27 protein-coding genes and 1 pseudogene are annotated in these 24,516 nt (G+C 45.0%); 18 read left to right on the top strand and 10 right to left on the bottom strand.

Translation table 11 applies throughout. The features are described 5' to 3' along the window. The first annotated feature begins 3 nt into the window (after positions 1 to 3). From rsmB to B9Z46_RS10920, 7 genes are all read left to right on the top strand, one after another. Positions 4 to 1,359: a 16S rRNA (cytosine(967)-C(5))-methyltransferase RsmB gene (gene rsmB / locus B9Z46_RS10950; RefSeq protein ID WP_108256428.1), complete on the top strand. Its 1,356-nt coding sequence runs from the start codon at positions 4 to 6 to the stop codon at positions 1,357 to 1,359. Then, complete coding sequence (locus tag B9Z46_RS10945) at positions 1,316 to 1,990, top strand: DUF4390 domain-containing protein (protein WP_233245985.1); 675 nt, start codon at positions 1,316 to 1,318, stop codon at positions 1,988 to 1,990. The genes rsmB and B9Z46_RS10945 overlap by 44 nt, the downstream gene beginning before the upstream one ends. Positions 1,991 to 2,017: 27 nt before the next feature. Then, on the top strand, positions 2,018 to 4,276 hold the full coding sequence (locus B9Z46_RS10940) for an ATP-binding protein (RefSeq protein WP_108256426.1): 2,259 nt from the start codon (positions 2,018 to 2,020) through the stop codon (positions 4,274 to 4,276). 16 nt (positions 4,277 to 4,292) lie between these two features. Then, entirely contained in the window at positions 4,293 to 4,964 is a 672-nt protein-coding gene (locus tag B9Z46_RS10935; protein WP_108256424.1) for a response regulator, read from the top strand. A 124-nt stretch (positions 4,965 to 5,088) separates the two neighbouring features. Continuing rightward, positions 5,089 to 6,048: a sensor histidine kinase gene (locus B9Z46_RS10930; RefSeq protein ID WP_108256422.1), complete on the top strand. Its 960-nt coding sequence runs from the start codon at positions 5,089 to 5,091 to the stop codon at positions 6,046 to 6,048. Positions 6,049 to 6,050: 2 nt separating this feature from the next. Then, the gene (locus B9Z46_RS10925; protein WP_108256420.1) at positions 6,051 to 6,902 is read left to right on the top strand and encodes a LytTR family DNA-binding domain-containing protein; all 852 of its coding nucleotides are present in this window, start codon (positions 6,051 to 6,053) and stop codon (positions 6,900 to 6,902) included. A 204-nt stretch (positions 6,903 to 7,106) separates the two neighbouring features. Then, positions 7,107 to 8,396: a hypothetical protein gene (locus B9Z46_RS10920; protein ID WP_158268430.1), complete on the top strand. Its 1,290-nt coding sequence runs from the start codon at positions 7,107 to 7,109 to the stop codon at positions 8,394 to 8,396. Between the two features lie 3 nt (positions 8,397 to 8,399). Here the strand turns inward: B9Z46_RS10920 and B9Z46_RS10915 are convergent, their stop codons facing one another. After that, positions 8,400 to 8,810 carry a YkgJ family cysteine cluster protein gene (locus tag B9Z46_RS10915; RefSeq protein ID WP_055359615.1) on the bottom strand — a complete coding sequence of 137 codons (411 nt, stop codon included), beginning with the start codon at positions 8,808 to 8,810 and terminating at the stop codon, positions 8,400 to 8,402. A 219-nt stretch (positions 8,811 to 9,029) separates the two neighbouring features. Between B9Z46_RS10915 and B9Z46_RS10910 the strand changes: the two genes are divergently transcribed. The 3 genes from B9Z46_RS10910 to B9Z46_RS10900 all read left to right on the top strand — a co-directional run bounded on the left by B9Z46_RS10910 (position 9,030) and on the right by B9Z46_RS10900 (position 11,614). Continuing rightward, positions 9,030 to 9,641 (top strand): hypothetical protein, encoded by a 612-nt coding sequence (locus tag B9Z46_RS10910; protein WP_146179263.1) that lies wholly within the window; start codon positions 9,030 to 9,032, stop codon positions 9,639 to 9,641. A 166-nt stretch (positions 9,642 to 9,807) separates the two neighbouring features. After that, complete coding sequence (locus tag B9Z46_RS10905) at positions 9,808 to 10,833, top strand: STAS-like domain-containing protein (protein ID WP_108256414.1); 1,026 nt, start codon at positions 9,808 to 9,810, stop codon at positions 10,831 to 10,833. 409 nt (positions 10,834 to 11,242) lie between these two features. Then, positions 11,243 to 11,614: a hypothetical protein gene (locus B9Z46_RS10900; protein WP_108256412.1), complete on the top strand. Its 372-nt coding sequence runs from the start codon at positions 11,243 to 11,245 to the stop codon at positions 11,612 to 11,614. Positions 11,615 to 12,179: 565 nt separating this feature from the next. Here B9Z46_RS10900 and B9Z46_RS10890 read toward each other — a convergent pair. Beyond that, the gene (locus B9Z46_RS10890) at positions 12,180 to 12,362 is read right to left on the bottom strand and encodes a hypothetical protein (RefSeq protein WP_108256410.1); all 183 of its coding nucleotides are present in this window, start codon (positions 12,360 to 12,362) and stop codon (positions 12,180 to 12,182) included. A 52-nt stretch (positions 12,363 to 12,414) separates the two neighbouring features. Here B9Z46_RS10890 and B9Z46_RS10885 point away from each other — a divergent pair, with 52 nt between their 5' ends. Next, the gene (locus B9Z46_RS10885; protein ID WP_108256408.1) at positions 12,415 to 13,143 is read left to right on the top strand and encodes a DUF3800 domain-containing protein; all 729 of its coding nucleotides are present in this window, start codon (positions 12,415 to 12,417) and stop codon (positions 13,141 to 13,143) included. Between the two features lie 74 nt (positions 13,144 to 13,217). On the opposite strand, the gene B9Z46_RS10880 is transcribed toward B9Z46_RS10885, so the two are convergent. The 3 genes and pseudogenes from B9Z46_RS10880 to B9Z46_RS10870 all read right to left on the bottom strand — a co-directional run bounded on the left by B9Z46_RS10880 (position 13,218) and on the right by B9Z46_RS10870 (position 15,226). After that, on the bottom strand, positions 13,218 to 14,279 hold the full coding sequence (locus B9Z46_RS10880; RefSeq protein WP_108256406.1) for a tyrosine-type recombinase/integrase: 1,062 nt from the start codon (positions 14,277 to 14,279) through the stop codon (positions 13,218 to 13,220). Positions 14,280 to 14,322: 43 nt separating this feature from the next. Beyond that, positions 14,323 to 14,766, bottom strand: a pseudogene (locus B9Z46_RS10875) (DUF6641 family protein); the annotation flags it as partial. A 151-nt stretch (positions 14,767 to 14,917) separates the two neighbouring features. Next, positions 14,918 to 15,226, bottom strand: a complete 309-nt coding sequence (locus B9Z46_RS10870; protein ID WP_108256402.1) for a hypothetical protein — start codon at positions 15,224 to 15,226, stop codon at positions 14,918 to 14,920. A 174-nt stretch (positions 15,227 to 15,400) separates the two neighbouring features. Between B9Z46_RS10870 and B9Z46_RS10865 the strand changes: the two genes are divergently transcribed. From B9Z46_RS10865 to B9Z46_RS10850, 4 genes are all read left to right on the top strand, one after another. Continuing rightward, positions 15,401 to 16,105 carry a hypothetical protein gene (locus tag B9Z46_RS10865; RefSeq protein ID WP_146179262.1) on the top strand — a complete coding sequence of 235 codons (705 nt, stop codon included), beginning with the start codon at positions 15,401 to 15,403 and terminating at the stop codon, positions 16,103 to 16,105. 118 nt (positions 16,106 to 16,223) lie between these two features. Beyond that, on the top strand, positions 16,224 to 16,631 hold the full coding sequence (locus B9Z46_RS10860; RefSeq protein ID WP_158268429.1) for a hypothetical protein: 408 nt from the start codon (positions 16,224 to 16,226) through the stop codon (positions 16,629 to 16,631). A gap of 235 nt (positions 16,632 to 16,866) precedes the next feature. Beyond that, the gene (locus B9Z46_RS10855) at positions 16,867 to 17,391 is read left to right on the top strand and encodes a thermonuclease family protein (protein ID WP_108256495.1); all 525 of its coding nucleotides are present in this window, start codon (positions 16,867 to 16,869) and stop codon (positions 17,389 to 17,391) included. 105 nt (positions 17,392 to 17,496) lie between these two features. Next, a complete protein-coding gene (locus tag B9Z46_RS10850) occupies positions 17,497 to 18,570 on the top strand; it encodes a GIY-YIG nuclease family protein (RefSeq protein WP_108256396.1) in 1,074 nt (357 codons plus the stop codon). A gap of 35 nt (positions 18,571 to 18,605) precedes the next feature. On the opposite strand, the gene B9Z46_RS15060 is transcribed toward B9Z46_RS10850, so the two are convergent. Together B9Z46_RS15060 and B9Z46_RS15130 are read right to left on the bottom strand one after the other, a co-directional pair. Further along, positions 18,606 to 19,157: a hypothetical protein gene (locus B9Z46_RS15060; RefSeq protein ID WP_146179260.1), complete on the bottom strand. Its 552-nt coding sequence runs from the start codon at positions 19,155 to 19,157 to the stop codon at positions 18,606 to 18,608. A gap of 289 nt (positions 19,158 to 19,446) precedes the next feature. Further along, on the bottom strand, positions 19,447 to 19,584 hold the full coding sequence (locus B9Z46_RS15130) for a hypothetical protein (protein ID WP_158268428.1): 138 nt from the start codon (positions 19,582 to 19,584) through the stop codon (positions 19,447 to 19,449). 407 nt (positions 19,585 to 19,991) lie between these two features. Here B9Z46_RS15130 and B9Z46_RS10845 point away from each other — a divergent pair, with 407 nt between their 5' ends. Both B9Z46_RS10845 and B9Z46_RS10840 read left to right on the top strand, forming a co-directional pair. Beyond that, entirely contained in the window at positions 19,992 to 21,443 is a 1,452-nt protein-coding gene (locus B9Z46_RS10845; protein ID WP_158268427.1) for a hypothetical protein, read from the top strand. A gap of 49 nt (positions 21,444 to 21,492) precedes the next feature. Next, on the top strand, positions 21,493 to 21,963 hold the full coding sequence (locus tag B9Z46_RS10840) for a hypothetical protein (RefSeq protein ID WP_108256392.1): 471 nt from the start codon (positions 21,493 to 21,495) through the stop codon (positions 21,961 to 21,963). Between the two features lie 85 nt (positions 21,964 to 22,048). Here B9Z46_RS10840 and B9Z46_RS10835 read toward each other — a convergent pair whose 3' ends face one another. From B9Z46_RS10835 to B9Z46_RS10825, 3 genes are read right to left on the bottom strand one after another with little or no spacing between them, the layout of a single operon-like run. Further along, a complete protein-coding gene (locus B9Z46_RS10835) occupies positions 22,049 to 22,555 on the bottom strand; it encodes a hypothetical protein (RefSeq protein WP_108256390.1) in 507 nt (168 codons plus the stop codon). Between the two features lie 10 nt (positions 22,556 to 22,565). Continuing rightward, the gene (locus tag B9Z46_RS10830) at positions 22,566 to 23,168 is read right to left on the bottom strand and encodes a hypothetical protein (RefSeq protein WP_146179258.1); all 603 of its coding nucleotides are present in this window, start codon (positions 23,166 to 23,168) and stop codon (positions 22,566 to 22,568) included. Between the two features lie 32 nt (positions 23,169 to 23,200). Further along, positions 23,201 to 23,602: a hypothetical protein gene (locus B9Z46_RS10825; RefSeq protein WP_108256387.1), complete on the bottom strand. Its 402-nt coding sequence runs from the start codon at positions 23,600 to 23,602 to the stop codon at positions 23,201 to 23,203. Positions 23,603 to 23,786: 184 nt separating this feature from the next. Between B9Z46_RS10825 and B9Z46_RS10820 the strand changes: the two genes are divergently transcribed. After that, the gene (locus B9Z46_RS10820; protein ID WP_369907436.1) at positions 23,787 to 24,509 is read left to right on the top strand and encodes a tyrosine-type recombinase/integrase; all 723 of its coding nucleotides are present in this window, start codon (positions 23,787 to 23,789) and stop codon (positions 24,507 to 24,509) included. The last annotated feature ends 7 nt before the right edge of the window (positions 24,510 to 24,516 follow it).

Here is a 24,516-nt window from a genome sequence, read left to right as displayed (position 1 = left end):
TGCATGGCCACCTCGCAAGCCGCATCGAATTTGCAAGCGCCCTTGTGGCAATTGCTTCAAGCAACGGCTTCCGTTGCGCAGGCGGTTCACCATGGCCGCTCCATGACCGCGGCCATCGAGCAAGTGCCCAAAGACCTGCGACCCGGTGTACAAGCTTTGTCGTTTCAGGCCATGCGCTGGTGGGGCCGCGCAGTAGCGATTCGCAAACAATTGGCGCGCAAAGCGCCGCCCGCAACCGCCGATGCTTTGCTGTGCACGGCATTGGCTTTGTCTTGGCGCGACGACTTGGCGCCCTACGCTGTGCACACCTTGGTGAACCAAGCTGTGGAGGCTGCGCGGCGCCACAAAGACATGCGTGCACAGGCGCCGTTTGTGAATGCTTGCTTACGCCGGTTCTTGCGTGAGCGCGATGCCCTGCTCACAGCTACTGAAGACGATGTCACCGCCCAATGGAATCATCCGGCTTGGTGGGTGAAGCGCTTGCAACACGATCACCCCGATCGTTGGGCCACCATTTTGGAAGCAGCGCAAGTGGCAGCGCCCATGACCTTGCGTGTGAATTCTCAGCATCACACAGTGGCCCACTATTTGGAGGCATTGCAGGCACAAGGCATTGAGGGCAAGGTCATCACCGCTGAAGGACAGCCCTCGGGTGTTCAATTGGACAAGGCGGTGCCTGTTCATGTGCTGCCTGGTTTTTCTCAAGGCCATGTGTCGGTGCAAGATGCCGCAGCGCAATGGGCGGCGCCTTTGTTGCTGAAAGGTTTGAAAGCAGCTGGCCCTCAACTGCGTTTGCTAGACGCTTGTGCAGCGCCGGGCGGCAAGACCGGCCACCTGCTCGAGTGCGAACCAAGCGCCAATGTGCTCGCCTTGGACGTAGACCCACAGCGCTGCGAGCGCATTCAACAAAATGTCGACCGCTTGCAAGTGCACGCCCAAATTGTGGCCGCCGATGCCGCCGATCCTTCCAAGTGGTGGGACGGTCAAAGTTTTGATGGCATTTTGCTCGACGCGCCTTGCACGGCCTCGGGCATTGGCCGTCGCCATCCCGATGTGCGTTGGTTGCGCCGTGAGAGCGATGTGGCGCAATTGGCCGCCATTCAGGCCAAGTTGCTCAAAGCCCTTTGGCCTCTGGTCAGGCCCGGGGGCCGCCTGTTGTATTGCACTTGCTCGGTTTTCAAGGCCGAGGGCGAAACGCAAATCCAAACGTTTGTTCAACACAACACTGATGCCCTGATCTTGCCCTCTCCTGGGCATTTAACACCCTCAAATGTCACTTCTGATGCCAGTCTCCGCGACAATGGCATGGGTGAACATGACGGTTTTTATTACGCACTGTTGGAAAAGCGTTCAATGTGAGTTGAATGGCAGGGGGCGCACAGGCTTTTGGCTTCGTGCGCTGTGCGTACTGACATGGCTGACGGCCATGGCTTGCATGCCCGCCACAGCGCAAACCTCGGCCAATTCGGCCGTGGAAATCACCGAGCTCAGACTGGAGCGCGCCGACGGCGCCTTGTTATTGCAAAGCAGTTTGCGCATCGACCTCAGCAACACGGTTGAAGATGCGCTGCAAAAAGGCATGCCCATTTATTTCGTGACCGAGGCCGAGCTGACGCGCGACCGTTGGTACTGGTATGACAAAAAAGTGGGCGCCGTCAGTCGCCACTACCGTTTGGCCTACCAACCCCTTACACGTTTATGGCGTTTGAATGTCTCGCGCGATCCCATTGGTGCAGTGGGTTTGACCAGCAGTTTGTCGCAAACCTTCGAAACTCTGCCCGAGGCCCTGGCGGCCATTCGGCGCACCGTGAATTGGAAATTGGCCGATTTGGCCGACTTTGATGCCGACAACAAATACACCCTCATTTTTAAATTCCGTTTGGATGTGTCTCAATTGCCAAGACCCTTCCAGATGACGGCAGGTAGCCAAGCCGAATGGAACTTGAACACGCAAAAGACACTGCGCATCACAGCTGACCTCGGTCGCTGATGCGCTTCGTCAGCGACAATTGCCCCCATGAGTCGGAATCCACAAGATTTGATTGCCACTGGCGCCCAACCGTCTAAAACGGTGCGCTGGTTGGTTGGCTTGGGCGTGGTGGTTTTGCTTGCCATTGGCCTAGGCTTGCTGGTCTTGCTGACCCAAGCGACCAGCAACCGCGCCCTGTACGATCAAAATTACGAGCGCCTGTACTTGGTCAATACCGTGGTGGCAGGCTTGCTGTTGTTGGGCCTGCTGTGGGGCTTAACCCGCTTGGTGATTCGGGTGCGTCAAGGGCAATTTGGCTCGCGTTTGCTGGTCAAGTTGGCCGCCATTTTTGCGCTGGTCGGTGTGGTGCCCGGGGTCCTGATTTATGTGGTCTCTTATCAGTTCGTGTCGCGCTCCATTGAAAGCTGGTTTGACGTCAAGGTCGAAGGCGCCTTGGTGGCGGGCTTGAACTTGGGACGCGCCACCTTGGACACCCTCACCGGTGATTTGGCCAAACAGTCACGTGTGGCCGCGCAGCAATTGGTCGATGTTCAAGAAGCCAGCGCTGCCTTGACGCTAGACCGCGTGCGTGCGCAAATGGACGCCAACGACGCAGTGTTGTGGTCTTCCGATGGGCGCCTCATTGCCACGGCTGGCCAGTCTCGATTTTCCATTCGCCCCGAACGGCCCACAGCCGCCCAGTTCAAACAAGTGCGCAACAAACTGAGTGTGGAAATTGTGGAGGGCTTGGACGAAACCGTAGGCGCACCGACTGGCCGCATCAAAGTGCTGACCTTGGTACCCCAAAACAGCCTCAGCCTGCGCGAAGACCCATGGGTCTTGCAGATTTCGCAAGAACTGCCCGCCACCTTGGTGGCCAATGCCTTGGACGTGCAGTTGGCCAACCGTGAATACCAAGAGCGTGCCATGGCCAGAGACGGCTTGCGCCGCATGTACATCGGCACACTCACCTTGAGCCTCATCATGGCGGTGCTGGCCTCCGTGCTGTTGGCCATGCTGTTGGGCAATCAATTGGCCCGTCCTTTGTTGTTGCTGGCGCACGGTATGCGGCAGGTGGCCAAGGGCGACTTGTCACCCAAATACACCTTGCAGGGCAAAGACGAGCTGGGTGGTTTGACGCGATCGTTTGCCGAGATGACCCAGCAGTTGTCCGACGCGCGCAGTGCGGTGGAGCGAAGCCTGATGCAACTGGATGCTGCGCGTGGCAACTTGCAAACCATTTTGGACAACCTGACGGCGGGCGTCATTGTGCTCAATGCGCGCGGCATCATCCAGTCGTCCAACCCTGGTGCTACACGCGTTTTGAAAGTGCCTTTGGCCGCCCACGAAAAAACGGCCTTGCTCAGCTTGCCCAATTTGCAAAGCTTTGCCATTGGCGTGCAAGAACAGTTTGAACTTTTGAGCGCGGACAAAGACCGCCACGAGCTTGACCATTGGCAAAAGTCATTCGAAATTCATGCTTCGGGTCAAGGCCTCGAGGCCACTTCGGTCACTTTGGTGGCGCGTGGTGCCATCTTGCCGGATGGCATGCGCTTGTTGGTGTTTGATGACATTTCTGAAATTGTCTCGGCGCAGCGCTCGCAAGCTTGGGGCGAAGTGGCGCGTAGGTTGGCGCATGAAATCAAGAACCCGCTCACCCCCATTCAGTTGTCGGCTGAAAGGCTGGAGCGCAAATTGGATGGCAAGCTTGAAGAGGCCGACCAAACGGTGCTGTCCAAATCGGTCAAAACCATTGTGGAACAAGTGGCCGCCATGAAGCGCTTGGTCAATGAATTTCGGGATTACGCCCGCTTGCCCTCGGCCGACCTCAAACCACTGGATTTGAACAACCTCATCATGGACGTGATGGGCCTCTATGCCCAAGAGCCTTCAGAGACCGCCACGCGTGCCCAAATATTCACCGACTTGGACCCCACTTTGCCGCTGATTGAGGGCGATGCCCAGCAACTCCGCCAGGTGGTTCACAACCTGCTGCAAAACGCACAAGATGCCAGCGAGGCGCAATCTCACGTCATGTTGGTGACGCGTTGGAGCCCGGCGCGCAAGCGGGTCAAACTGACGGTTCTCGATGAAGGCCCCGGTTTTTCGCCCAATATTTTGCAGCGCGCCTTCGAACCTTACGTCACCACCAAGGCCAAAGGCACCGGCTTGGGGCTGGCGGTGGTGAAGAAGATTGCCGATGAACATGGGGCCCGTTTGGACATTGCCAATCGAGTTGAAGAGGGGGTGGTCAAAGGCGCCCAAGTGTCGTTATCATTCAGTGTCGAGAAATTAGCGCAAACCTGAGACAACGAAAAGCAACATGGCAAACATTTTGGTGGTGGATGACGAGCTTGGCATTCGCGATTTGCTCTCGGAAATTCTGAACGACGAAGGACACAACGTCGAGCTGGCCGAGAACGCCGCGCAAGCCCGCGACGTGCGCAATCGCATGCGCCCCGATTTGGTCTTGCTTGACATTTGGATGCCCGACACCGACGGCGTCACCTTGCTCAAAGAGTGGTCCACCAATGGCCTCTTAACCATGCCGGTCATCATGATGAGTGGCCATGCCACCATCGACACAGCCGTGGATGCCATTCGCATTGGCGCGCAAGCCTTCTTAGAAAAACCCATCACGCTGCAAAAGCTGTTGAAAACCGTCGAGCAAGGTTTGGCACGCGAGCAAGTGCGCCAAGCCGCAGCGGCATACCAAGCTTCGCAAGCCCCACAGGGTTCGGCCGCAAGCACGGCAGGTCATCTTGCCGCACCGCAAGACAATGCTTTGCAAGTGTCGCAAACCTTTGAGCTCGATCTGCCATTGCGTGATGCACGCGATGCATTTGAAAAAGCCTATTTCGAGTTTCACCTGGCCAACGAGGGTGGCTCCATGACCCGCGTGGCCGATAAAACGGGCCTGGAGCGCACTCACCTGTACCGCAAACTCAAGCAGTTGGGTGTTGACCTGACCAAGAGCAAGCGCGCTGGCAATTGAAGCTGGCGTCAGTTCGACTCTGAATTTGTGCAGTTCATCACCCGGTTTTGACGTTTGGTCGCAAACCGCGTGCACTGAAACTTTGATGTTTCTACATTAGGCCCATTCCAAACAGCGAGGCCTTATGACTTCTTCAAATTCAAACCAACACCCCCTCACACCAGCCGTGGCACCCTCTGCATGGCAACCTTTCAAAGATGCTTTTCATGGCTATGCCAAATGGCTGCTGAGCATCAGTTGGAAGCTGTTCATGGGCTTGTCCTTCTTGCTCATGATGGCCTTTGGTGTGTTGGGCATTCCGCAAGTTGCTTTTCTGCTGATCTTGACCTCGATCGTCATCAAGGTCACCTTCAAGTACCAAACCCAAGCTGAAGAAAAAGCCACTGCTGCAACCTACATGGCCGAGGCTGAGCAACTCAAACGCCAACTGGTGGAAGCTCGCTTGGCTGCCATGCAAGCCCAAGTGGAGCCGCACTTTTTGTTCAACACCTTGGCGTCCATTGACCATTTGATTGAAACCGATCCGCCGCGCGCTAGCTTGATGCAAAAGAGCTTGATCGCTTTGCTGCGTGCCACCTTGCCTTCCATGCGTGAAACCAGCACGGCCAAGCTGCGCAACATGGGGCAAGAGTTGGCCGTCATCCGGCCTTATTTGGACATTCAAAAAATGCGCATGGAAGACCGCTTGCAAATTGAGTGGGACATTCCAGAAGGACTTCATTCTGCCGAGTTGCCGCACATGATGGTGCTCAGCTTGGTTGAGAATGCGTTCAAGCATGGCCTAGAGCCCAAAGCCGAAGGCGGTCAATTGACCTTGCGCGCAGAAGTGAACCATGGCCAATTGGAGGTGACAGTGCGCGATACAGGTGTGGGTTATTTCCCTGCGGAGTCGGCTGGTTTGTCTTCGCAAACGGGCCATGGCTTTGGTTTGAAAAACATTCGTGATCGCTTGGCTTTGCTCTACGGTGACCAAGCCAGCTTCAGCATCCGCGCCATGGAACCCTACGAGGGTTCCGGCACCCTGGCTAAATTGTCAGTGCCTTACCGCGTGGTTCCCCTTGACGCGCAAACTGTCACTGCCTGATCATGAATTCACAAGGCCACACCCTAGCCCGCGCAGTCATCGCCGACGATGAACGCTTGATGCGTGACCAACTGCGTGCGCGGCTGGCGCAGGTCTGGCCCAGCTTGGAAATCGTTGCCGAAGCAAAGAATGGTTTGGAGGCGATCGAGGCTGTACGGGTACACCAACCCGATGTGATTTTTTTAGACATTCGCATGCCTGGCTTGACCGGCGTAGAAGCCGCCAAAGAAATTGCGCAACTCGATTTGGGTGACGATGCCTTGTTGCCCGAGATGGTCTTTATCACCGCCTATGACCAGTACGCCTTGGATGCGTTTGAGCAAGGCGCGGTGGACTATGTGCTCAAGCCCGCCGAACCTGAGCGCTTGCGCGTCACGGCCGAACGTTTGCAAAAGCGTTTAATACAAAGGGCCGGTGAAGGCTCCGACAGGGAGGCCACAGCATCTAGTCTTGCTGATTCTGGCGGCAGCGCATCAGTTCAACAACTGCTGCATGTGTTGTCGGCGCAACTCAAAGGCCAACCCGTACAGTACTTGTCTTGGTTACAGGCCTCGGTTGGGCAAAGCATTCAAATGGTGGCCGTGGCGGATGTGCTGTTCTGTGTCAGTGACGACAAGTACACGCGCGTGCAAACCTTGAAACAAGAATTTTTGATTCGCAAGCCCATCAAAGAGTTGGTGGACGAACTCGACCCCAAGGTTTTTTGGCAAATTCATCGCAGCACCTTGGTCAATGTGAATGCCATTGCCGGCATACAGCGCGATGAGCGTGGTCGCCAAGAGGTGCTGATCAAAGGGCGCGCCGACAGACTGGCCGTCAGCCGAAGCGCGTCGCAGTTGTTCCGTGGAATGTAGGCTGGTTTTGTTGCAGGAAGGCCATTTTGGCCAGCGAATGCGGGGCGCAGGACCAGAAAATTCAGCCATGGCTTGGCGAAGTGCTTATCATTGGGCCTTGATCGACATGACAATAACGGACGCCTCTGTGAAATGACTGATATGGGTGAGCAAAGCAATGTTTCAAATCCTGAATTTTTCTTCAGGACAGCAGACCGATTGCAAATGGACAGCTGCCTCACAGCCCTGTCCAAAGAGGGTAAAAGTATTGTCATTCACAGTCGGTCCAACGAGCTTTTGGATTACTACGGCGCGTCTTTCTTGCGCCGACTCAAAAATGAGCTGACCAGCAGCCAAATTGAAGTGTTCATGCCGGCCGATACCGAGGCCATGCTGCAGCGCTTTAACCAAATTTTGAGTGATTTGTCACTGGACATCGCGGTCAAGCCACGAATGGGCCAGGCACCTGAAAAAGTATGGGTGGTCCATGATGCAAGTGCATTGGGGGCCTATGAGCTGGAATTGTTAGCTCGATTGATTCAACAATTTCCGGGTTCTGGTGTCAGTGCGGTACTGATGTTCGCATCGGATGTTGCACCCAGCGATACCATCACACGGCAAAGCAAGCAGTTTCTCTCTTGGGCTTTGGAGATGCCTACGGCAGAACAAAAACTCAGCACTGTCCAGCAAGCCCGCAAGAATGGCAGAGAAGAGGCTGCCATACAATTTTTCAATCGATTGGCCAAAAAATCGATGAAAACGGAATCACCTGCAGTCCGCGCTTCTGAAGTTGCAGCTTCAAACAGTGTCAGTAAACGACCGCAAGCAACGCCCCCCAAGAAGAAATCGAACCACGGCGTGTTGTGGGCGCTGATTGTCATGGCTTTGCTCGTTTTGTCAGTCGGCGTGGCTGCATGGATGAACCCAGAAGTGGCAAATCAACTTTGGGCGCAGGGGTCGCAATCCATCGGATTGAAGTCAGAACCCGCCAAACCCGCAGAGACGCCAGAACCAGTTGCGACAGAAAAGCTTCAAGTGGTGATGGTCAAAGATGAAGCCAATAACCCAATGCCCATGGTTGTTCCTGGTCCGCCAGAAGCGCCCAAAGTTTTGCAGCCAGAGGCTCCTGCAGTTGTCAGTGCGCCTCCGACACCGTCAGTCAAAGAAACCGCTCCAGATAAAGTTATTACAGAGTTGCCTGACACCGCGGTTCAAGGCCGGCTGTGGCTGAAGGGATTGCCTGAAGACAGTTTTGTATTGCAGCACCAAACCTTTGGCAGTTTGAAAGAAGCTATTTCTTACAGCAAAGGTAAAGACTGGTTGGCCAACGCTCGAATCGTGCCCATTTATGCCGATGGCAAAGATGAGGCGCGCTTCGCGGTCATCACAGGTTATTTCAAATCAAAAGAACGCGCCAAAAATACCATCACGCGTTTAGGCTTGTCGAGTGATGTGGTCATCAAGGCTGTGCCTGCAGCACAGGCACAAGCAGTGCCCAATAAATCTAAACCTTGAGGTTTATTTGGCGCGGCTTTGCGCCAATGCGCCGTAAGGACAAAAGCCAGGCTTAGGGCCCACCTGTGGATGCGTACGGCAAGTTGTGGGTCGCTTGGCGTAGACCGTGCAATGCCGTTCCTTTGCATCTAAAAACTGGCAATCGCCACTGCTGCGACGCGCCAAGGTGAAGATGCTGTTCTTGAAATTGAAGTGATCAATGAAGCCCGCTTTCATGAGGCGCTTGGCAATTTGCTTGGGCTCTTCGTGCTCGGCTTCAAACGGGTCCACCAATTCCAAACGAATGAGGTCGGCCATTTTGACTTCAACGGGCATGGTGCAACAGTTGGCGGCGCACGAGTCGCACATACCGGGTTTGTAACGGGTCCAACTGTCGAGACGGTCGACGTCGACGATGCTTGTAGGTGATCTCATTTGAAAAACTGTTTGTCTTGATGATGGAGTATGACGACATTGGCGCAAGCATGTGCATTGTCATTCAATGACCTAGTTCTTTAGTTCAATTCGGCTGCTAAAAGCTGGCTAGATAAGTAAAAACCTTAATCCCTTCAAAAATAGAAAGGCGTAGAAATATGTTTGCGCATCTTCAACATTGCGCTCATTGATTATTTTCACAAAGCAAAGGAACTTGTCATGACCGTCATCTCACGCAGAATCATCGTCCCAGCTCAAGGTAAAGCCGAAGCGGCCTTGGCGCAAGCCAAAAGCCTAGCGGAACAAGCCACTCATGCAGGAACCAAAACCAGATTGTTCAAAGTCATCATGGGCGAGGACGCTGGCAACCTTGAAATGTTTGTTCGATTTGAAAACTTCCAAGATGGCATTAATGGCTTTCAAACGTTGGCAGCTTCGGCAAGCGTCAATTCTGCGCGCGCGCAATTAGAGGGCGGTAATGTTCAGTCAATATCGGGCCCGTATGTTTACAGAACAGTGTTTGGTGAGCCTACAGCGCAACCCGTTTTGGTTCAGCGCCAATATCAAATTTCACGGGCCAATTTGCAAGCTGCCATTGCCATGCTGCCAGATGCCAAGGCCGCATTCAGTGCGGGCACAGGCATGACCGCAGTGGTTCCTGTTTTTGCGCCGGAAATGGACAGGCTGGCCATCAATTACTACATGGACTCTTTGCAGGTGCTCGGCAAAGAGTTGGATGAGAATGCCATGTCGCCGGCGTTCCAAAATGTGGTGGCCAAAGCCGCGCAATTGGGAACCTTGATATCGGGTCGCGTTTTGGTTGTGGTTTAGGTTCAATCAGTCGAGCATTTGAATGATCCTCATGCCTAGCGCTAACGCCTTTGGTGGGCGCTAGGAACAATCTGTTTGGCATTTGTGCTTGCCCTTTATTTGATTTAAGTATACAGCCAAGGAATTTAAATATACAGTAGATTATTTTAAGTATCAGGTGAACGCTATGGCAAAGCCCTCGAGATTCAATCACCTCACCCAAAATGTCACCCGTGATGTGCTCGCTCACCCCAAGGATCTAACGAAGTTTTACTCAGAAACCGAGAACATTACACGTGCGGCCGCGGCGCGATACGTACTTCAGTTGGAGCGAGAAGGTTGGATCGCTAGAAGTGGATCCGCTACGCGACCTATTTTTAGTCCTGGCTACAAACGACGAGTTTCACAACTTTATGCGCTGAAAGATCTTGAAGAGGATGTGATTTGGACACGCGATTTCAGACCCTACTTCAATCTGAAAGCTAACGTCACCAACATCGCTGCACATGGTTTTACGGAAATGGTCAACAATGCAATCGACCATTCTTCTGGATCGTCGGTATTTGTTGCAGCTTCTCAAACAGAACAATCAATCACGATGGTGGTAGCTGACGATGGCATTGGGATTTTTGAAAAAATTTCAACTGCATTGAATTTGGCAGATAAGCGACAAGCACTTTTCGAACTTTCAAAAGGAAAGTTCACGACTGATCCAAGTAAGCACAGCGGCGAGGGCGTCTTTTTTACGTCGCGAATGTTTGACAATTTTGAAATTGAGGCAAATGGTCTGCAGTTTAGTCATGATGAAAAACATGACTTTCTGATGGAAGAGCTTAGACCCTTTGTAAATGGGACTGTGGTGTTCATGCGTATCGGCTTGGACAGCGAGCGCACTACAAGCGATGTCTTTAATCAGTTTATGAATGCACCCGAGGACTTTGACTTTTCCAAAACTATCGTCCCCATGAAGTTGGCGCGTTTAGGAGATGAGCAACTCATTTCTCGTTCACAAGCAAAAAGATTGATTGCTAGATTTGATCGATTTAAGAAAGTTATTCTTGACTTTAAAAGTGTGAATGAAATTGGACAAGCTTTTGCAGATGAATTGTTTCGCGTCTACGCAAATGAACATCCACAAGTAGAACTGACGCCAGTCAACATGAGTGATCAAGTTGAAAAAATGTGGCTGCGTGCAGTTGCACCACGCGCTTGAACAAACCGTCAGAAAACAGAAAACCCCAGCAACATTTCTATTGCTGGGGTTTGGATTGGTGGCCTGGGACGGAATCGAACCATCGACACGCGGATTTTCAATTGCAGTATTCGTCAAAAGCCCAGCGTTTATGCGGGTTGCAAGCAAATAGCGTGTTACGTGCGATATACCGTGCTACAGCCAAATCACAGAATTTCGTGATACGTTTTCATTCTATCAGCAAACAAAAGCGTGTCAACTATTTGAGTTTTTGGCGTGTGCTGGCGCAGTGAAATTCTGCTGCTGTTCTCAGCGCCAGCAATCGCTGCAAATTTAAAAGCTCGCTTCGTTTACGGATGTAGAAAAATATTGACTTAAAGGGGTAAAAAGCAGACAGTTACAAAATCAATAAACTTTATATGGAAACGACATGAAATATGTTCGCATCGCTGTAGTTGTTGCAGCAACGCTGGTGTTCTCAGCATCTGCACAGAATCGCTACTTAGGCAATTTGACAGTTAATCCATATTTGCCACCTGCACCAATTCAACCAGCTGGCACGTTTACAAACCCATTTGGAACTAGTGCTAACAGCCCACAGCTGTACAACAATCAAGGGCAATTCATGGGAAATTTGAATACAAATCAATTTGACTCAAATAGCGTTGCAAATCCATTTGGCAAATATGGAAGTCAATTTTCGCCAACTAGTATCAACAATCCATTTGGAGCAGGCAATCCATTTAGTCCAGATAGTCCAACAAATCCGTTTGGCAAAGGGTTGAGCATTTACGGCAAGTAAAAGAAATGATTGCTAGTGCTGTTCGCAACGCCAGCAATCATGCGTAAGTAATTATCAAGTTGCACTAAATTTAGTGTCACTGACAGAAGGTGCGGATATGTCAACCTACCAACATATGTTTCATTGCAAGCAATGCAACAAGTCCACTATTCATCTTGCAGAAAAACCAAACCATATTCTTCACCTATTGCTATCAATAGTGACTGCTGGCATTTGGTTACCCATCTGGTTCTTAATTGCTTTCAAAGGTAGGTTGAACAATATTGGTGAATGCACAGTTTGTGGAAGAGAAAACTGACAATGAAAGCATCGTCACTCGTGTTGCTTGCTGTGATTGTCTGGCTCACAGTTGCATTAGTCAGAGTAGAGAATCAGCGATATGCTATGCAAGTAGGAATGTGCAAAGATGCCATTGGATGGGACTATTCTTGTTTAGCCAAAGTTGAAACAAGAACCAGTTGGTATTGGCATTTGTATTACGCATTGGTTGATTAGCTTTATAGTCAGTTTTGAAAAAAGTCTTTGTATGTTTGTTATACAAAGACTCAAAACAGCACCATCAGACTCAAAGTCCCAATGACTTGCTTTGTAACGAGTGCAATTTTTGAGCATGTTTTGCGTTTTGCTGGCGCTCACGTTCTTGAGCCAGTGCTAGTTTCTGCCTAGCAATGTTCTGTTTCATCGCTCGCACTCGCGCTTGTTCTGGCGATAGTGGTTTGCTGGCGCTTTGAAGTTCTGCTATTTTCATAAAAGTATTTATTAAATTAGGAGCTTTCTTGATGAGAGTTCAATAATGCAGTATGCAAATCATATATTTTGATGAAGTTAAATATGACCCACCAAAGCAGCCTTACTACTGGTTGGGTGCAATCGTAGTCAATGCTGTCAATCTCCAAACAGTTGAAAAAAAGGTTGATGAATTAGCTTTAAAGTTTTTTGCAAATAGAAAGTTAGCGAGAGAAAATGAATTTCACGCTGCTGATATTTTTCACAGAAAAAATCATTTTAAGCATGAAAAAAATCACAACATAAGACGAGCTATTTTGGAAGAGTTGGCAAATATTTGCTCAAGTGATTTGCTTAGACGTATATGCGTAAAAATTGCACCAGAAAAAATGCTGAAGCACCCAAGTGAAATTCCATCAATGGCTTTTATGATGCTTACAGAACAAGTTGATTCATATTTAAAAAGCGTAGATGACATTGGAATGCTTATTGGAGACAGAGAGAATGATTACGTATCAAAAGAATTTGCAGAAGCCTTGTCCCACTACAGAGTGCATGGAACTTACTACGACTATGGAGTCAAGGTAGAAAGGCTAGTAGATACTGTGCATTTCACAGAGTCGCACCTTAGCAGAATGCTTCAATTGGCAGATGCTTTTATTTGGTTGTATCAATTCGCTTATCAATACAAAGAATCAAAATATACAAAAAATCTTTACGAGCACATCTGCAATACACAATTAAGAACTTTAATAAGAACTAAGACGTTTCCTACAGCTCTATCGCGCATTCAAATAACTTAGATGCGTTAACTTTACGACAACAGCTCACCAAGCTGAATCAGTTTGAAAGCAAACTCCAAGTTCAGAAATGCTAGCTAAACCTCAATTCGCTGCAAGACTTCCAACTTTTGCTGCAAAGAGTAGCCTACTGTGCCGTAGGTATTGAAGTCTGAGCCACCACTAGAGTGCCCTGTGATGCTTTCAGCGAGCCTAGTTGGAATGTCATTACATGATTTCAGTCTGTCAATTAAGGCATGTCTAAACATGTGACTTCTAAATTCCAAGTCACGCAAGTATTTGTTGATGACTGCGGAGCAACTTGTATTGCCATTGTCATGTGCATAGCGTGGCACGAGCCATTCGCTTCTTTCGCGTTCTGCGATTTTGTCTAATTCACGTGCAGCGTCAAGCGATACGCCTATGAGTGGAATGGCACGAATGCTACTTTTAGTTTTCCTGTCGCTAAGTTCATTCTTGCGCACCCAAATATGAGGAATTTCATGTTTCAGTATCAAGTCTTCACGTCTAGCAAAAATTGGTTCTGATATCCGCATGCCTGTGTTCAATTGAACCAATGCCACAAGTTTGTATTGGGATTTACGTATCAGAAGACGATGTTTGACTTCCTCAAGCAGTTCAGGCGTGATTGTTCGCATGTATCGCTTAACTTCATCGACGCCTGCAATGTGTAAACCCCTAAATGGGCTTAGCCTATCAATGTCTAAATGTTTGAAAGCAAGATTCAAAACTGCATTTAATGTGTTGAAGTGTTTGCGTATGCTAGTTGGATTCAATCCTCTAGCAAGTTGAGCATCTCTGTATTGAGTTCCATGGCAATGCTTGATTTCATCTAAATGCAAGTCACCAAATTGGGCAATGAAATTGTTGTAAATTCTCGTTGCAGTAGCGACAAATCTTTTGCGATTACCTTTTGAGCGTTCACGTAGATAAATTTCAAACGCCTCTGAAAACTTGTAACGCTGTGATTGGGTTAAATTTGAACTTAAATGTTTAGTTAGTAATTGAACAATTAGTTCCCTATCAATTTGAATCCCATCAATTGATATGCTTTGCTGTGAATTGTTCTGGTTGCTGCTGTTGTCAGCACCAATACTGACGTTGAAATCAGTATTGGTGCTTGGATTCGAAGAAGACATAACAATTACAAAATAATTTGTAAGTTCTCAGCGCCAGCATCAATCACTTCACAAATCGCTCACGTACAGCAGCACTAGCAGCGTCAATTTGACTATCTAGTTCTCCAGCCTCTACGCATCGCTTCACAGTTTCTAAGACTGACAGTAATTCATTGCCATTGGCAACTTCAATGCTGTTTTTGCCTTTAGCCAATTCCAATACACGTGTGCCATAACGAACTTGCAAGCACACACGTCCAGTGTCAGCAATAAACCACCATTGCTTGATTCGTTTGGCTGCTTCAACTCTTGTGCGTTCGCCAGTGACTTTGTTGACGACATTACGCAATTTGACGGGAGCGTAGGTGCGTCCTTCTGCTGCAGCACGTGCTAATTCAATTTGTTCCCACAATTGACGGCTCAATTTGTTGCGACGCTGAACAATGGGAGTTGCTGCTTGTGGACGTTTTGCAGCAACCAATTTCAAACCATTAAATGCACTCATTTGTTTCTCCTTATGTGTTGAACGAGTGACTTAAATTTAAAGTCATCAACACGCAAGGACAACCTGAATTGGCTTTGATTCGCTTTGGTTCAAATTGAAATTGTTTGGTATTGATAAAAAAAGCAACTAATTTTTGTTAGTTGCTTTTTGAACGTCATACAAATTGATATTCTTCAATACAGTTTTTCGCAAGCCATATATCTAACTGTTCGCTAATTAACTCACCAATTTCATCAGCCATATCTTCGAAAAAATCTTCGCCAAATTGATATCTAATTTCTGCAATAAATTTAGTATCGCCTTTGTTATCGCACATAACGCGGATATCTTCTTCCACTTCCCCACGAACCGCACACACATTCATAAAAAGGTGTTGGTACAGGTTTTTTTCATAGCATGCAGGGATTGGTGGCGTAGTAAAAGTAACAAATACGATGGTGTCTTTTTTGTGAATTTTGGACATGTAAGTCTTTCTAAGTTTATTAATAAAAATACATAAGAAGATTTCCTTATGTGTATGTATTGTATTATTTTGAGAATTTTTAGTAAAACCAAATAGTTAATAATTAAGTCTTTGTATGTCTAAAACTTGCTTACAAAGTCTTAGACGTATAAAAAGCAATCTAAGGAGTGTCTTATGTCGCGCGCAAATGGAAAAGAAGCAATTAGGTTGTGGTTTGAATATTTGAAACGTGCTGAAAGCGTTTCAAACTTGAAGGTAAATGACAAGTTCTACGATGGTTGGGGTGACTACACAAACACAAAGTTTGATAAGTGGTGGAAAGAGAATGGCGAAAATTTATTGCCAAAACACAAAGTTGCGATAACCAAAAATGAAATTCATAAAAATGAATTAATACATCTGTCAGTCCCTACAACATTGACACCAACTGATGCTGCTAATCAAGTTAGAGATTTATTAATTTCTCACTACAAAGAGATTGGACACATTCCAAAGCCTAAACGTAACTACACACTTACTGAGGGAGCAGAGATAAAAGTCAGTGCATTACGTGCTTACTTGCATACATACGATGCTCATCAGCAATTAATCAGTACAAAGGTTAAAGAAAAAGTCACAGCTAAAGAACTGCTTGCAGAAGTAAGACGTTTTTACATGGCGAGAAGTGAAAAATGGAAAAATACAAAACGTAAGGTAGAAGGACTGCCACCTGCACTGGCAGGTGATATTTTTTATGACAAGGCTACAAATTCTGTGAAATCAAAAGGAAGTGACATTGGTGCAGAGCGAGCGATACGAAGATATTTGGCTATTGCAAATAACTTAGTTCATGCGGCGGCAAAAGGTGACTTTCCAAGTAAAAATTACTATGTCAATTGAATACACAATTAAATTTCAGGTGTAAAAGATATAAATTTGAAATTTAAAAAGCTAAAGATTCAATTGCTTACAAACCCTGTAATTGTTTGGTACTTTCCACTAAGATGGTGCGAAACCCTTGGGAAACATCTTGCAATCAACAACAAAAGCAAACAAAGAGTTTGCAGCAAGACTTGTGCTTGCTATGAATGTTCAAAAAATCAAAGCCAGTGCAACTGTGTTGCAGCGACTGTTTAATGATGCTTACAAGGGCAATGCCATAACACCTCACTCAGCGAGAAACTGGATGTTGGGTAACAGTCTTCCCACGCAGGACAAGTTGGTTTGTTTGGCACAAGTCTTGGACACCAGTGCTGAGTACCTGCGCTTTGGTAGGAACAAGGAGAAATCACTGTTGGTTGTACTGGAAGATGGCACTGAAACTGAGTTGTCTGTGAGCCAACAGCGTTTTGTTCAAAAGTACATCATGCTTGGTACTAGTCAGCAGAAACTAGTCAGTGACTTGGTTAATGAAATTGCTGATTGAGAAGAAATTTAATAAGCAATCCACAAAAAAATATGAGAAACAACCTGAATAGTTTACTAATAATAATTCCAATGTCTTTCCTGCTGCTTGGTTGTTCTGCCAAATCAGAAAGGGAGTGCTACGAAGCAAACTACGCAGTAGCTAATGCAATTGACAAATCAATTGCTGCTAAAAATCAAGAAGGCTTTATGAAGTCACAGAATGAATGGGCTGCTACGCATATAGCAGCACTGAAATGGCGTTCTACAGTTTGCAAAGAATAGTTGTAATTGCGTTACTGCTGTCAATACATCTGCTGACTTATGCAGAAGTACTGATTGGCAAAGTTGTTGGTGTCAGTGATGGCGACACAATAACTGTATTAGATGCTACTAAGACAGAACACAAAGTTAGATTGATGGGTATTGATGCACCAGAGAAATCACAGGACTTTGGCAATCAGTCTAAACGTGCATTGTCAAATTACATCTACCAACAGGAAATTGCTATTGAATACAAGAAATTAGACAAGTACAAACGCAAAGTTGGAAAAGTCATTTTTGAAGGCAAAGACGTTTGCTTGCAGATGATTGAACTTGGAATGGCGTGGCACTACAAAGAATACGAAAAAGAGCAGTCAAAAATAGATAGTGATTTGTACAGTCAAGCAGAACTCAAAGCACGAATTGAAAGACGTGGACTTTGGCAAACTAGCAATCCAATTGCACCAAGCACGTTTAGAAGCTTAGCTAAACGTAATGGCAAACGCAATTCAGAATAAGTTCATCTTCATTGAAGAAAAGTTTTTTTAGCTCTGAAACTAATCAGCCTTAAAAGTTTGACATTCCATTATTGTGAAAACAAAATATTGGAAAGGAAATTTGAAATGGCAAAACTTACAAAGCAAGAACTTTCCATACTGAAAGCATTGGGAATCAGTGAAGCTGAAACTCTTGATGTATCAAAAATCTCATCGAAAGCAGAGAGGAAAAGAGCAGCTAATGAAGTTGGTGCCAAGGTGACATATGGATACACGCCACACTTTAAATGCGGTTATTGTCTAAAAACTCCAAGTGGTAATTGCATAGTTTGTGAGCCTAAATATTTGGCTTACGACAAGAGATATCAAGACTCAGGAACTTTGTACATTGCATATTCAATTGAAAAAAGCTACATGAAAGTAGGCAGCACTACAAAAATTAAAGAAAGAAGTAAAACACTTAGACAGCAAAATTATGGTGGTTTTTCTGATTGGGTAATTTCATTCTCAGAAGATGTTCATGCATCTGCAGGACAAATTGAAGAAGAAATGAAACGCAATCTTAAAGATTACAAAGTCGAAGGGGAGTACATAAAAGATGGAAAAATGCAACGAGCAATCGAAATGTTTAATTACCCTGTTGAAAAAGCCATAAGCGAATACAAAATTTTGATAAAGAAATTTGAAAATAAAGATATTACTGCCCATCCAATTTCAGAAAAATTAGATACTAAAAAACAAGAAATAAAAGCTCTACCAAGTAAATTTGAATTTGCTGAGCAATGGCTCCATGAAGCAACTAAGTTACTTTGCGATAAATTTGCAAAAATTGGGCATTCAGTACCCAAGCTAAGAGTCTTGTATGGTTTTACAACCAATGGATTTACGACAGAAAAAAGTAAGAAGTTTCGTGGTGAGTGTTTGTCCAGAGCCTGGACTACTAATGATGAAAATATAATTTTTATTGCACCAAACACTCGTGATGAAGTAGATGTACTAGCGACACTTGGACATGAAATTGCACATGCGATTCACGATTGCAAAAGTCTTCATGGGAGTAGTTTTAAGAATTTAATGACTCAATACGGTTATTTGTATGATGAAGGTTTTGAATTTCCTAGCTTGAAATTGATGTTTGAATTCCAATCAATGGCACAAGAGTTAGGAAAATTTCCTGCCGTAAGTTTAAAAACAAACTAATGTGCGCGACTGTCAAATCAATAGGCTAGGTGAAGCTATCGTGCGATTGACTGTTCACATTTGGGACACCTCACTGCGAAAATTGTTCTCACAACATCAAAAGCAATTTGTGAAAATTCATGGCTGCATGATGGGCATTTAACATTTGGATTTCGAAAAAACTCATCAATTCGAATTTCTTTATTTCCATTGACGCAAAATTGCATATCTTCAAAATCCTTAAATTTATTGGGTAAAGAACTCCAATTTTCTTGTCCACCTGCCAAAAAATTTAGCAATTCAATGCAATCATTTATTAATTTATTTGATGAGTCACTTAATTTTTCAGAGTGCGAAATTAAAAAAACTTCACTGTCAAAAATTAATTTTTCAAACAAATTCTTTTCATAGCACCAAAAAGCAGACTTGGTAACTTCAAGTTCAATGATGATGTAGTCAGTAAACTTATCTAGAACAATGTCATCAACCTCACGACTAACACTGATGTCGTGCATTAATGTTTGAATCAATGTTGCACAAGGATATTCAATAGTAGGAGTATCGCGGTAAGCGAGTCCTAGTACGCTGTTAACTTCGTCAGATTTCATGTTGTTAAAAGCATCAAGCTAATTAGACTTTCGCAGAAAACTGGGAATATCCGTATCTGATATTCCCATATTTCTTAAATCGTTTATTGACTCCCGCTTTATGCCAACGAATTCGAGTTCACTCTTGATATAACTTTTTCCACATTCGCAAACTACTTGCAGTTCATTGGAACGAAAGACTGTCTCAGCATTTGAGGAGGCAAGCATTGGCTCATCAAAGACATCGTGACAGCATGTGGTTCTGTAGATTCTGTAAGCAGAGATACTTGTCATAAAAGCAAATATAAATTTAATTATCTGTATCAGACAACTTTCCCATTCGAGCTAAGTCATCTCTAGCCGCTTTGTAGCCAAAAGACTTTCCCATTTGAAAAATGATGATTGTGTAGATGGCGATAACAACAATTGAACCAATTCCAAATTCCATTTTCATACTCAAAAAAATATTGTTCTTAATGTTACTTTATTCCATCTTATAGTCAAACTTTTAAGAAAAGGTAGAGCTGCATTTAGTTATTTTAAAAAATCAGTTAAACCTAAATGTTCCAAAAACGAAGTTGATAAATTAAAAAAACAAAGTCAGTCTAGGTGCTGGTATTTGATTCAAATATTGATATCACATATCAAGTCAAGTAGTTCAATTTGAATGATGTGCTAGCGCACATCTGCCACTGCTAGTTTGAACTGCGTTTCGCTGCGCTCCACTTGTCAAACTAGCGTGTCAATTTCCTTTTCTTATTTGTATTTCTTGTAATTACATATATCATTAGTTCGTGCGGTTTTTAGCAGTCTTGTAGCCCGCATAAACAGTGGCTTGCAAGGGGTGCAATGATGATGCTGACAATTGAATATGTGCCTAGTGTTTTAGCAGCACTGGAGTCAGCATTTCCCAAGCCTCCAAATAGAGCCAAGCAGCAACTGGACAAGTACCTTGCTTTGCTTGAGCGTTTAATGAGATTTAGTCTATTAAAACGAAGTCCACTTGCACACAAGTACAACGCATACGATATTCCATTAACCAAATTGATTAATGGTAGTCCCACAATCAACAATAAAAAGTGGCGTGTGCATGAGTGGCTGGGCAAGCATGGACATGCACTTGTCAAAAACATCAACAAGTCAGCCAACAACATCACAAAGGAAATAGCAGTACTTAAACCCACTGCAAACTTGATTGTCAAAAATGACAATTTGCTGAAGTATCTGCAGTCATTGACTGCGCTTGAACTAGATGCTTATCTAAATTCATTGACGCAGGATTGGCAGGATTTGGTTGCTGACTATCAAAGCCACTACCACTCGCTGTCAGCAAAAGATAGAAAGTCTCAGTACTTTACTTCGCCAGTTGATATCGCAGCATTAAAGAGATACATGACTGGGTTAGTGCAGGGTTCTACTGCACTGAACAAGTACCAACAAGAAAACACCATAGTTCAGGCTGAGTATGTGCTTAGGCTTGCTCAAGTCTCAAACGGTTTGCTGCATCAAAAGATAGATAAGAAAGCATTTGGCAGAACCTACTACGAAGGTGTCAGCGTACTCAGCACCAGAAAAGAACTGCGAATGGCTTTTCTTGGCACATCGTGGGAATACGACTGCAAGAGTTGTTCAACTTCATGGAAGATGGCATTCGCAGCAGAATGGCATGCACAAAAGAAATCTCGCAAATTAGATGTCAGGCAAAGTTTTGCTGCGATGACGCTCTACTTGGAAGACAAAGAAGCCTTCTTTGATGCAGTGATTCTTGAAGTCTATAACTCCCAGCCGACTCAGGAATGCAAAGACACTATAAAGTCAGCCATGACTGCATTGGGATTTGGTGCAAAACTCAGCATGGGCACTTGGCGTAGTGATACAGGCGAGGAAAGTCAAAGTTCTTTGTTTGAAGTTTTTGAAAAGGATGCAGTAGCACTCAAACGCTTCATAGATTGCTACTTGGTTAAGAAGTTCAACGCAGAGCAACAAACACTGAATAAATTCATCGTTGCCAAGTTTTCAGTTGATGCTGTTTGGCAAGCAGAAATGGCAGCAGAGCAGCAGCGAAAGAAAGTCAAACAGTTCAGTTCAGCACAAAAGATTGTTTGGTTGTATCAACACGCTGAAACAATCATGATGGACATGGTTAGAGCAGAAGTTAAAAAGTCAGGCAACACAGTCTTGGCAAATGTGCATGACGCTGTGGTGGTGCGTAATCAAATTTCTGCCAAGTTGCTGGCAACGATTGAACGCAAGGTGCAGCAGCGCACTGGTGTTAGCTACTTTAGATTAGGTGAGACTGGGTATTGAAGCAGTCTAATTTCAAGTTTCTTGTAAATCTAAATTTTGGAGAACATCTATGCTTAACTTAATATGCAGCTCGTTGGGAGTAGAAATCTTAAAAGTTTTCCCTGTCCTGATTGTTGGGTTAATTGCAGCCAATATAGCTAGAGAGCAAAAGGAAATTGCTCGTGCTAAATTAAAGTTAGATTTATTTGAAAAAAGAATATTATTTTTCAATACAACTAAAGCATTGGTTGATTCATCAAAAGACTTAACTAATGAGGAAAGTATTAACGAGTGTTCTGAAAAATTATTCAAGATGTACCACGAGAGTACATTTTTATTTGATAACGACATCAAAAAATTAATGAGTGACGTCCATCGCAATGTTAGTGTTTTAGCGGAAGTAGTTATTGAGTCATTACAAAGCAAAGGTAAAGCTAGTTCAGATTCATTAGCGAAAGGAGTAGCTGCTAAAGAATGGCTCCAAAACGTAGATTTAGTTACACCTTTTAAGCCTTATTTAGATTTATCAAAGTGGAAATGATGGTGTTGTTTTGACTCGAAATAAATAAACGCTCAGTTACCGCAAATATTGGGCGGCAGTCTATGCGGAGACAAGGTAGGTGAGCTTACGTATTGATGCCATAGAGCTCTTTACCTATCTGACTACAAAATAACTCCCTAGCCACTTCATCCTCCAGTAAGTGCTTGCACTCAAATCTAATTCTTGGATTTTGATTGTCTAAACAATCCATGATGCAATCACGAATAAATTTACTTAGTGTAGGGTTCTCTAAAAACATGTCTCTAATTGGTGTTCCAGCCAAAGACAGCAATTTAGGATTGCTTTTCAACTGTTGAATAACAATTTTAAAAAGGCTTTCTTCGTCAGCAACACTTGGGGTAAGTTGTCGTGAAAGATGTCCAAACTTATTGGAGCTATTTGTTTGCATTCCTTTGTATAGCTTGCCAGTAGACAGAAGTTCATGCAATTTGATATCAGCAGCAAACTTAACTAGATGTGGATTTTTCTTTCGTAATTCAGTTGCTTCTGTAGTGATGAAGAACTCCATAGCTTCCTTGATAGCCCAGAATTCCTGTTCGTCTAAAGTCAAGTTAAAACCATAGGTAGTCATGATGGCAATCTCAATTTAATTTTTCGCCATAGCAAATTAAATGAGAAATTAGAGCTCGCTTTATTCCATACTTTACAGCCCAATGACTTCGCAAATCATCTACTGAAATGTAATAACCTTTTGTCCGTAAATCTGCAGAAACTCTTTGCATATCGTCGTATTCGATATTTTCATTGGTGATGTTTGCGAGTGTTCTGCCAATAATTTCCATCTTTTTGCCAAGAGGCAGTTGTGCTTGATGTTTTAAATAAGTCGCAGACAGTTGTTCTACATTCGAAACTTCATCGTACAAATCGTTCATTTTATAAAATGAATTAGACAAAATACTTTCTAAACGTTTTGTGTTTGAACTGTTCCGTTCTGTCTGAATGTAAGCTTTTTGCTCTGGTGGAATTGTTGGTACCACTACAAGAAATGATTTGGCAAATTTATTAATTTCTGTCCATAATTTTTTCTCCTCAGCAGAATTTTTGCAATACCCTCCTCCACTTACATAATCTAGTCTTTCTGGATTGGAAAAGAAAAATGGACTATATATTTCTGATTTTTGCGCGAATGATGTTGTCATTCCTAATGTAAATGAAGCAACCAAAGCAATTTTGTAAAAGTTCATGACGCTAATTGTTAATAGATTAGTTGATGATTTTAGTTTGCTACGCCATAGTAGGTGACAGTTCGCAGTCCTAATAACATGTGTTCAACGTAATCATAATTTTTTTCAGTCGCTGAAATTGCTGCTGTTTGTTTGAATTCTGGTTTGAGAACTCGCACATAACCACTTCCATCAACAGCAAAGTAAATGACGAATGCATTGCTGTCTATTTTCAGCAAGGGTTTGTTTCCTCTTGTTTCCCAATAAAACTTTCCATCTTTTTCTTTGATGACGCAAGAAAGTGAAGAAGCTGTAGCTCTATCTAGCTTCTCAGCTGAACGTTCTACGCCACTTTCTGTTATTTTTATTGAAGGTAAACCTGTAAAGGTGGTTGATTGAGCGTGGGTTGCAATTGTTAGAACAAACCAAACAATTGCTGTGATTAACTGTTTCATCTTTATCAATATGAGTTTGTGATTCAGTATACAAAGCGCATCCACCTACATACAAGCCCTACAACGCAATAAATACTGTATCCGTAGCGTTGGGTAGCAGAGACTACCAAAAACAGCGTTTAGGGCTTGCTGTGCAATTCGTGGGAAAAGTGCCACAGCAAAAAACAAAGGATTTAGTTAAGAGATGTGGTTCTTGCGTATCTCGTTGTTCTTGAACAGGTTTTTGCAAAGGCAAAAAAAGGTTGTCCAAACAAAACAAAGAAAACATACTTTTACTCAAGTAAACACAACATTTGGAGTAAAAGCAATGAGCCAAGCAAGAGTACTTACAGAGCGTGAACTGCGTAAGGTTTTGAACTACTGCAGCACGCAACCGCACGCTACACGCAATCGTGCAATGCTGCTTTGCACACACATGGCAGGCATGAGGGTAGGGGAAGTTGCAGCACTACGCATTTGTGATGTGCTTGGCGCAGATGGTGCTGTCATGGACGAAATCGCACTGGCAGCATGCCAAACAAAAGGCAATAACAGTCGCACAGTTCTAGTGCCCAAAAAACTGCAGGAAGAATTAAGTGAGTATTTGCAGGAGCGATTTGGATTGAAAGACTTGCTGGCAGTGACATTGACAGACACGCAGCGAGCATTGTTTCCCACACAGAAAAATCCCAAGCGTGGATTTACTGCGAACACGCTGTGTCAGTTGTTTCACAAAATCTACAAAGATTCTCGTATGACTGGTGCCACTAGCCACAGTGGACGCAGAACGTTCATTACAAAACTGGCTGACAAAGGAGTGGGGGTGCGTGTGCTGATGGCACTGGCTGGACACAAGTCAATTGCTACTACTCAGCGTTACATTGAACTCAACCCAACAGTGATGAAGGCTGCAGTTGAGTTGATTTGAGATATCT

Source organism: Limnohabitans sp. Hippo4 (assembly GCF_003063605.1).
In the GTDB taxonomy this organism is placed as follows: Bacteria; Pseudomonadota; Gammaproteobacteria; order Burkholderiales; family Burkholderiaceae_C; genus Limnohabitans_A.
This window is presented reverse-complemented; position numbering and strand designations above follow the sequence as displayed.

What these genes read in the sequence shown, in the direction of transcription:
- rsmB (WP_108256428.1), top strand. Translation starts at nt 4, where the DNA reads ATGGCCACCTCGCAAGCCGCATCGAATTTGCAAGCGCCCTTGTGGCAA.
- B9Z46_RS10945 (WP_233245985.1), top strand. Translation starts at nt 1,316, where the DNA reads ATGACGGTTTTTATTACGCACTGTTGGAAAAGCGTTCAATGTGAGTTG.
- B9Z46_RS10940 (WP_108256426.1), top strand. Translation starts at nt 2,018, where the DNA reads ATGAGTCGGAATCCACAAGATTTGATTGCCACTGGCGCCCAACCGTCT.
- B9Z46_RS10935 (WP_108256424.1), top strand. Translation starts at nt 4,293, where the DNA reads ATGGCAAACATTTTGGTGGTGGATGACGAGCTTGGCATTCGCGATTTG.
- B9Z46_RS10930 (WP_108256422.1), top strand. Translation starts at nt 5,089, where the DNA reads ATGACTTCTTCAAATTCAAACCAACACCCCCTCACACCAGCCGTGGCA.
- B9Z46_RS10925 (WP_108256420.1), top strand. Translation starts at nt 6,051, where the DNA reads ATGAATTCACAAGGCCACACCCTAGCCCGCGCAGTCATCGCCGACGAT.
- B9Z46_RS10920 (WP_158268430.1), top strand. Translation starts at nt 7,107, where the DNA reads ATGGACAGCTGCCTCACAGCCCTGTCCAAAGAGGGTAAAAGTATTGTC.
- B9Z46_RS10915 (WP_055359615.1), bottom strand. Translation starts at nt 8,810, where the DNA reads ATGAGATCACCTACAAGCATCGTCGACGTCGACCGTCTCGACAGTTGG.
- B9Z46_RS10910 (WP_146179263.1), top strand. Translation starts at nt 9,030, where the DNA reads ATGACCGTCATCTCACGCAGAATCATCGTCCCAGCTCAAGGTAAAGCC.
- B9Z46_RS10905 (WP_108256414.1), top strand. Translation starts at nt 9,808, where the DNA reads ATGGCAAAGCCCTCGAGATTCAATCACCTCACCCAAAATGTCACCCGT.
- B9Z46_RS10900 (WP_108256412.1), top strand. Translation starts at nt 11,243, where the DNA reads ATGAAATATGTTCGCATCGCTGTAGTTGTTGCAGCAACGCTGGTGTTC.
- B9Z46_RS10890 (WP_108256410.1), bottom strand. Translation starts at nt 12,362, where the DNA reads ATGAAAATAGCAGAACTTCAAAGCGCCAGCAAACCACTATCGCCAGAA.
- B9Z46_RS10885 (WP_108256408.1), top strand. Translation starts at nt 12,415, where the DNA reads ATGCAAATCATATATTTTGATGAAGTTAAATATGACCCACCAAAGCAG.
- B9Z46_RS10880 (WP_108256406.1), bottom strand. Translation starts at nt 14,279, where the DNA reads ATGTCTTCTTCGAATCCAAGCACCAATACTGATTTCAACGTCAGTATT.
- B9Z46_RS10870 (WP_108256402.1), bottom strand. Translation starts at nt 15,226, where the DNA reads ATGTCCAAAATTCACAAAAAAGACACCATCGTATTTGTTACTTTTACT.
- B9Z46_RS10865 (WP_146179262.1), top strand. Translation starts at nt 15,401, where the DNA reads ATGTCGCGCGCAAATGGAAAAGAAGCAATTAGGTTGTGGTTTGAATAT.
- B9Z46_RS10855 (WP_108256495.1), top strand. Translation starts at nt 16,867, where the DNA reads ATGGCGTTCTACAGTTTGCAAAGAATAGTTGTAATTGCGTTACTGCTG.
- B9Z46_RS10850 (WP_108256396.1), top strand. Translation starts at nt 17,497, where the DNA reads ATGGCAAAACTTACAAAGCAAGAACTTTCCATACTGAAAGCATTGGGA.
- B9Z46_RS15060 (WP_146179260.1), bottom strand. Translation starts at nt 19,157, where the DNA reads ATGAAATCTGACGAAGTTAACAGCGTACTAGGACTCGCTTACCGCGAT.
- B9Z46_RS15130 (WP_158268428.1), bottom strand. Translation starts at nt 19,584, where the DNA reads ATGGAATTTGGAATTGGTTCAATTGTTGTTATCGCCATCTACACAATC.
- B9Z46_RS10845 (WP_158268427.1), top strand. Translation starts at nt 19,992, where the DNA reads ATGCTGACAATTGAATATGTGCCTAGTGTTTTAGCAGCACTGGAGTCA.
- B9Z46_RS10840 (WP_108256392.1), top strand. Translation starts at nt 21,493, where the DNA reads ATGCTTAACTTAATATGCAGCTCGTTGGGAGTAGAAATCTTAAAAGTT.
- B9Z46_RS10835 (WP_108256390.1), bottom strand. Translation starts at nt 22,555, where the DNA reads ATGACTACCTATGGTTTTAACTTGACTTTAGACGAACAGGAATTCTGG.
- B9Z46_RS10830 (WP_146179258.1), bottom strand. Translation starts at nt 23,168, where the DNA reads ATGAACTTTTACAAAATTGCTTTGGTTGCTTCATTTACATTAGGAATG.
- B9Z46_RS10825 (WP_108256387.1), bottom strand. Translation starts at nt 23,602, where the DNA reads ATGAAACAGTTAATCACAGCAATTGTTTGGTTTGTTCTAACAATTGCA.
- B9Z46_RS10820 (WP_369907436.1), top strand. Translation starts at nt 23,787, where the DNA reads ATGTGGTTCTTGCGTATCTCGTTGTTCTTGAACAGGTTTTTGCAAAGG.